Annotated in this window: 4 protein-coding genes and 3 pseudogenes; 5 read left to right on the top strand and 2 right to left on the bottom strand. The window is 56.2% G+C overall.

Translation table 11 applies throughout. The features are described 5' to 3' along the window. The coding region (locus AC07YV_RS27510) for a hypothetical protein (protein WP_218244360.1) at positions 1-509 on the bottom strand (509 nt) is incomplete at its 3' end. Between the two features lie 216 nt (positions 510-725). Here AC07YV_RS27510 and AC07YV_RS27505 point away from each other — a divergent pair. Beyond that, a pseudogene (locus AC07YV_RS27505) lies at positions 726-890 on the top strand (transposase); the annotation flags it as partial. Positions 891-949: 59 nt separating this feature from the next. On the opposite strand, the gene ltrA reads toward AC07YV_RS27505, so the two are convergent. Further along, positions 950-2,236: a group II intron reverse transcriptase/maturase gene (ltrA, locus tag AC07YV_RS27500; protein WP_173900865.1), complete on the bottom strand. Its 1,287-nt coding sequence runs from the start codon at positions 2,234-2,236 to the stop codon at positions 950-952. Between the two features lie 758 nt (positions 2,237-2,994). Between ltrA and tnpB the strand changes: the two genes are divergently transcribed. The 4 genes and pseudogenes from tnpB to AC07YV_RS27480 all read left to right on the top strand — a co-directional run. Beyond that, positions 2,995-3,477 (top strand): IS66 family insertion sequence element accessory protein TnpB, encoded by a 483-nt coding sequence (tnpB, locus tag AC07YV_RS27495; RefSeq protein ID WP_146011635.1) that lies wholly within the window; start codon positions 2,995-2,997, stop codon positions 3,475-3,477. A 173-nt stretch (positions 3,478-3,650) separates the two neighbouring features. Beyond that, positions 3,651-4,958, top strand: a pseudogene (gene tnpC / locus AC07YV_RS27490) (IS66 family transposase); the annotation flags it as partial. Positions 4,959-5,481: 523 nt separating this feature from the next. Beyond that, positions 5,482-6,120 carry a reverse transcriptase N-terminal domain-containing protein gene (locus AC07YV_RS27485; protein ID WP_494990376.1) on the top strand — a complete coding sequence of 213 codons (639 nt, stop codon included), beginning with the start codon at positions 5,482-5,484 and terminating at the stop codon, positions 6,118-6,120. After that, positions 6,029-6,448, top strand: a pseudogene (locus tag AC07YV_RS27480) (reverse transcriptase domain-containing protein); the annotation flags it as partial. The gene AC07YV_RS27485 and the pseudogene AC07YV_RS27480, both read left to right, overlap by 92 nt. Positions 6,449-6,480 lie beyond the last annotated feature (32 nt).

The following is a 6,480-nucleotide window of genomic DNA, read 5'->3' as shown; positions in this document are numbered from 1 at the left end:
CCACCACCACCACCACCACCGGCAGCGGCAACTCCCAACAACCCCAAAGCACCAAGCGAAAACGCCGAAGTCGATAAAAGACTGCCAGACACAGCAAATGAACTCGGCTCAAATCCAGCAAGGCTCGCACGATCCAGAGTAAGCGGCGAAGAAATGCCATCCTGCAGAAATGCAGCTTCGAGTCCGCCCTCCGCGTCGACCACCACATAAGGGTGATAGGTGGAGTCCTGAGACATGCCGATGAGCTGACCTTCGAACTCATAGAAGTCTTCAATAATGAGCCGAGGTGCATCCGGGTCCTCACCCTCAAGCGATACGTGCAAATCCTTACCTACACGCTTGACAACAATTTTCTCCGGCGCGAAACCACGCTCGCCGGTGGAAAGAATGTATTTACCACCTTTAATTGCCTGAATTCGAACCAGCTTATCGTGAGACTGAGAGAGATCACGCGTTAGAGTGACAGTTGAATTGTCCACAACAGAAACACTAGCTTTAACCATTTTCACACAGAGTTACCTTTTTAGGGGGCGCCACCGGATCAGACAAGGGCGCTGAGCATTTACAAGCTTGCTCAGGCTATATTTCGCCCTCTCCTATCAAAATAGGATCAATCCCAAAAAAGCCCCATGAATCCCCCTGCAGTGGCCTAATGAAACCATGTAGTGGTCTAATGAAACCAGACACCCATTTAGGTGAGAATGCTCGCCAGATCGAGGTGTCAGATGACCAAAAAACGCCGTTCCTTTTCTGCTGAATTCAAACGCGAGGCTACCGACCTCGTGCTCAAGCAAAACTACAGTTACATCGAAGCCAGCCGTTCACTCGGTGTCGACGAGCCGGCCCTGCGCCGCTGGGCCGATCAGGTTCAGCAGGAGCGCCAAGGCGTCAGGTCGCGGTAGGGATGGCAGTTACCTGCCACCCCCCGCACAGATCCGTACGTGCGGATCTACCGCATACGGCTACTGCCTCGGGCATGAGACGCGAAGCGACCCTCAGGGTAAGGATGTGCATTTCTGGGTCTAGGTATGTAGAGGTCGACAAGGCGTCCGTAGCGTGACCATTGAAGCCGATTACGCTGGCTGCGACGTTTGAGGGCTTGCCGCCATAGACGGCATACCGCCAGACGAAAACCACCAAGACGTATCAGATTCCCCAGCACGGCGTGGTAATTGAAGTACCCGCTGACCACCCGGGTAAGCCACTGACCCACGACTCGAACAGGCTCATGACGTCGGCGTTTCAGCTCATCCCGAATAGCCAGCAGCGTTGTACGCATTCGTTTCTTGACCGTCAGCCGCAGTATTTGAAAGCCACCACTTCTGTTGGTACTACAACAATGCGTGAAGCCCAGGAAGTCAAACGTCTCCGGTTTACCTAAGCCTCGCTTCCTACGATTTCTCGCAGCAAAACGACCAAATTCAATCAGCCGTGTCTTCGAGGCATTGAGGGATAAACCGAACCTGGCCAAGCGCTCCTGCAACTGCACCAGAAACTGCTGAGCCTGCCATTGCGTCCTGAAACCCACCACGCTGTCGTCCGCGTAGCGCACAACGATCACATTGCCACGGGCATGCCGCTGGCGCCACTGCCTTGCCCATAGATCAAGCACGTAGTGAAGATAGATATTCGCCAGCAACGGCGATATCACTGCGCCTTGGGGAGTCCCCTTGGTCGCAGCCACCCTACGGCCAACCTCCATTACTCCCGCCTGAAGCCATTTGCAGATGAGCCCGAGCAGGCGCCGGTCTGCAATCCGGTGTCCTAGAAACATCAGCATCCATTCATGGTCGATCTCATCAAAGAACGACGTGATATCCGCATCCAATATCCAGTTCACCTTCTGGCCCTTGAGCGCGACCGTCAACGCATCCAGCGCATCGTGCTGGCTACGTCCCGGCCGAAACCCATACGAGAATCCCAGAAAGTCCTCTTCATAGATCGCATTCAGAACGGTAACGACTGCCTGCTGCACGATCTTGTCCTCCAGAGAGGCAATGCCCAACGGGCGTTGCCTGCCATCGGCTTTGGGAATGTAGACCCGCCGCGATGGCGTTGCCCGATAAGCTCCACTGTGGAGTCTTGCGTGCAAATTGCTCACCCGCTGGAGAAGACCTTCCTCGTATTCTCGCCACGACATGCCGTCCACTCCCACCGCAGCATCGCGACGAAGTGCATAGAAGCTCTGCGCCAATAACTGCGGTGTGATGTGGTGCAGCAATGCCGTGAACTGCATGCCCTTGTTCCTTCGGGCTGCTACACGTACAACTTCAAGTCCCATCGACGCGCAACTGATCCGGCTCAGTGTCCGGGGTGCGAGGGGTTTGTCGGTGTTTCCCTTGGCTACGTCCCTTTCCTCCACTATCTCCGCCGGGCCAGGCCCTTTGTTCGATGGCTTCTCAGGTACTACGGACGCATCCGACTTCTCTGCGACGTGGACAGCAGGGTTACGGCTTTTGGCCTTTCCTGCTCCGCCCGATGCGTGCGCACTGGGCACCGCTGAGATCTCCCAGTTTCTGTGCGAAGGACTTCCCGACGTGCACAGGGTCTCCGACCGCGCAGGATCAGAGCATGACTGGCGTATATCGCAATGCTCCGTATTGCCTTCTGCTTCGGTTAACAGCATCGGCATCCCGAATTCCTGATTACGCGGCTCAATGGCTGGCCCATCGGTTTCCCCTGTCAACGCTTCACCCTGCACCTCACGGTGCAACATGCATGACTCGGGGTCTGGTTGATTCGCCATTTCTTACCAGTATCGAACTTTCATCGACTATCCTCCACCAGCTTTAACTGGCGCACTAACCGTCCGGGCAACACACCTTCCTGATGCCATCGCTTAAGGCGATGGTGTCCACTTAATTAAGTGGACACCATTTTTAGCCTTTTTAAGCGGACGCCCATGCCACAAGAACGCCGTTCCTATTCCAAGTCCTTTAAGGCCAGGTCATCGCCGAGTGTGCGCAGACTGACACCTCGATTGCCAATGTCGCCTTGACCCACAACCTCAATGCCAACCTCGTCCATAAATGGATTCGGGTGCATGGGCAGAAAATACCTGGCACTGCAAACTGCCTTTATTCCGGTCAAGGCATTGTCTTCGACAGCGGCCCCTCAAGTTCTTCCGGCCACGATTCGAATCGAAGTGCCTCATTCAAAAGGCGTAGTCGTGGTGAGCTGGCCAGCAGAAAATGCAGCGACATGTTTCGCTTTCCTGCGAGACCTGCTGCGATGATCCGCATCGACATCATCTGGCTCGCCATCGAGCCCATGGATATGCGCGCCGGCACTGAAACCGCGCTGGCGCGAGTTGTCGCGGTGTTCGGTGCGGCGAAGCCGCACTGTGCTTATCTGTTCGCCAACCGCCGCGCCAATCGTATAAAAGTGCTGGTGCATGACGGTGTGGGGATTTGGTTGGCTGCCCGGCGCTTGAATCAAGGTCGTTTCTTTTGGCCAGGCGTGCGGCACGGTTCTTAGGTTGAGTTGGATGCAGAGCAACTTCAAGCCTTAGTGCTCGGTTTACCTTGGCAACGCGTCGGTTCCGGAGGAGCCATCACGGTACTCTAACTCGTCTGCCATGGCGCGCTTGCCGGCGCAATTGGCCCATCAGTCTATCGCCGCCACTTGCCCTCTCTGGCAAAATCGGCGGCATGACTTCGCATCCGAATCTCGATCAATTAAACCCTGAAGAACTGCGTGCCTTGGCAGCGCAGTTGATCCAGCGCATCGAGACGATGGACAAGCAAATCACTCATCACAAGTCGGTCAACGAGAAACCGGCCCACGAGATCGCGCCACTCAAACGCTTCAAGTTTGCCAAGCGCAGCGAGCAGTTGAGCCCGGATCAAGCCAGCCTGCTCGACGACTTGATCGATACAGATATCGCCGCTATCGAAGCCGAACTTGAGGCGCTGCAACCGGCACCTGTCGAAGGCAAAGTGCGCCAGCACGCCAAGCGCGCACCGCTGCCACCACAGTTTCCTCGCACGCTGATCCATCACGAACCGGACAACAGCCACTGCCGGTGCGGCTGCGCCCTCAAGCGCATCGGCGAAGATGCCAGCGAAAAGCTCGACTACACGCCAGGCGTGTTCACCGTCGAGCGCCACATCCATGGAAAGTGGGCCTGCTAACAGTGCGAAACGCTGATACAGGCGCCGGTACCGGCGCACGTCATCGACAAAGGCATCCAGACCGCAGGCCTGTTGGCTCACATCATGGTGGCCAAGTTCGCCGACCATCTGCCGCTGTATCGCCAAGAGAAAATCTTTGGCCGCGCCGGGCTGCCCATCGCCCGTTCGACCTTGGCGCAGTGGGTGGGCAACTGCGGCGTGCAATTACAGCCGCTGGTTGATGCGCTGCGCGAAGCCGTGCTAACGCACGGCTTCGTCCACGCCGACGAAACGCCGGTACAAATGCTGACGCCTGGCGCGAAGAAAACTCATCGCGCTTATGTCTGGGCCTATGCCACCAGCCGGTTCTCCGATCTGGCGGCGGTCGTTTATGACTTCAGTCCGAGCCGCGCTGGCGAACATGCCCGAGCCCTCCTTGGCCACTGGAACGGCAAGCTGGTCTGCGACGACTTCGCTGGCTACAAGGCAGGCTTTGAACTGGGCGTCACGGAGATCGGCTGTATAGCCCATGCACGCCGCAAGTTCTTCGACTTGCACGCGACCAACAAAAGCCAGATCGCCGAAAAAGCGCTGCACTACATCGCGGCCTTGTACGAAGTTGAACGAGAAGTCCGCGAGCTGGAACCGGGTGTCCGACAGCGAATACGGCAGGAAAAAGCAGCGCCGATCATCGGCGCATTTCATAACTGGATGATCGCCCAGAGGCAACTTGTGCCTGAGGGATCAGCCATCGCCAAAGCGTTGGATTACAGCCTCAAACGCTGGATGGCGCTGACGCGCTATCTCGATGACGGTGCTGTGCCCTTCGACAATAACTGGTGCGAGGTGCGACACGAGGTCGCTTAATGAAGTTGTTCCCCGCAGCGGGAACCACCCGTGTCACCGGGTGAATCTAGAAGGCTGAATCAAGAGCGCTTTCGACAATGGAACGAGGCACCGCAAGGTGCGGGGTACCAATCGTGAGAGGCGCCCCCTTCTGGCAGCCATAGCCGGACAAGGGCTAGATAGTCGGTATGGTGAACGCATGTGAATCTGCGCAACGATCGTTAAGTTGAACGAGCGGAAATGGCTTACACGCTCGAACCAAAATGGTAATGGAGGTGGGAATTGCGTCTTTCGACTACGCACTCGTGACCCACATGCCTCCCGGTCGATAGCAGGCACCTAATCCGACGCACTTCAGTAGGCGGAACGTGGAAATCCCGTATCGCTCCCGTCAGGGAAAGCCGTTTGTAAAAACTGCCCATGGCGGTGCGGGCGAAGGAACGAGGAAAAAGCGAACGCCATCCTGTAATGGGTTGGATAGAAGTTGAAACATTACTTCACGCGAAAGCGGGCAGACGTCCTAATGGTCTCTCTTCACACGAGAGTTGGTAGAACCCTTTCAACGGAAGGAGAGCAAATGAACGCAGCGGCATCGGCGTGTGCACATTCCGGCACGTCGTGGGACGGCATCGATTGGATCGCCGTGCAACGTCGTGTCAAAGGGCTGCAAGCGCGTATTGTGAAGGCTGTACAAGACGGCAGGCATAACAAGGCGAGAGCCTTGCAATGGCTGCTGACTCACTCGTTCAGCGGCAAAGCTTTAGCCGTGAAACGTGTGTCTGAAAACAAAGGCAAAAATACTCCCGGTGTGGACAAGGTCACTTGGAATACGCCTAGGGCCAAGATCGCTGCGATAGAGTCGTGGAAGCGGCGAGGCTACTCGCCGCTTCCGCTTCGGAGAGTCCTCATTCCGAAGAAAAACGGTAAGACTAGACCTCTCGGAATTCCCGCGATGAAATGCCGAGCCATGCAGGCGCTTCATTTGCTGGCTCTGGAACGCGATAGCGGAGACCACCGCCGACCCGAACTCTTATGGATACAGGCCGGAACGCTCAACTGCGGATGCCTCCGCACAGTGCTTTGGTGTGCTGTCACGAAAAGCAAACGCGGAGTGGGTGTTAGAGGGCGACATTCAAGGCTGTTTCGACAATATCAGCCATGACTGGTTGATCGCCAACATCCCCATGGATAAGGCGATTTTGCAGAAATGGCTCCGGGCTGGTTATGTCTACCAAAAGCAGCTATTCCCCAGCCACGCCGGAACCCCACAGGGAGGCATCATATCCCCTGTGCTGGCGAACATGACGCTGGATGGGTTGGAAGCGATGCTGGCAAAGAGGTTTCCCAACGCGAAGTGGACAGCCCGAAAAATGCGCGTGGTGCGTTATGCAGATGATTTCATCATCACTGGTTGCTCGAAAGAATGGCTGGAGAATGAAGTCAGGCCCGCCGTGGTTGAATTTCTGGCAGAACGTGGACTTGTCCTCTCTCCGGAAAAAACCAAGATAACGCACATAGGGGA

The sequence above is a fragment of the Pseudomonas sp. GW456-E7 genome (genome assembly GCF_059424105.1).
The sequence above is the reverse complement of the archived record's forward strand: the minus strand, read 5'-3'. Positions and strand labels throughout refer to the sequence as shown.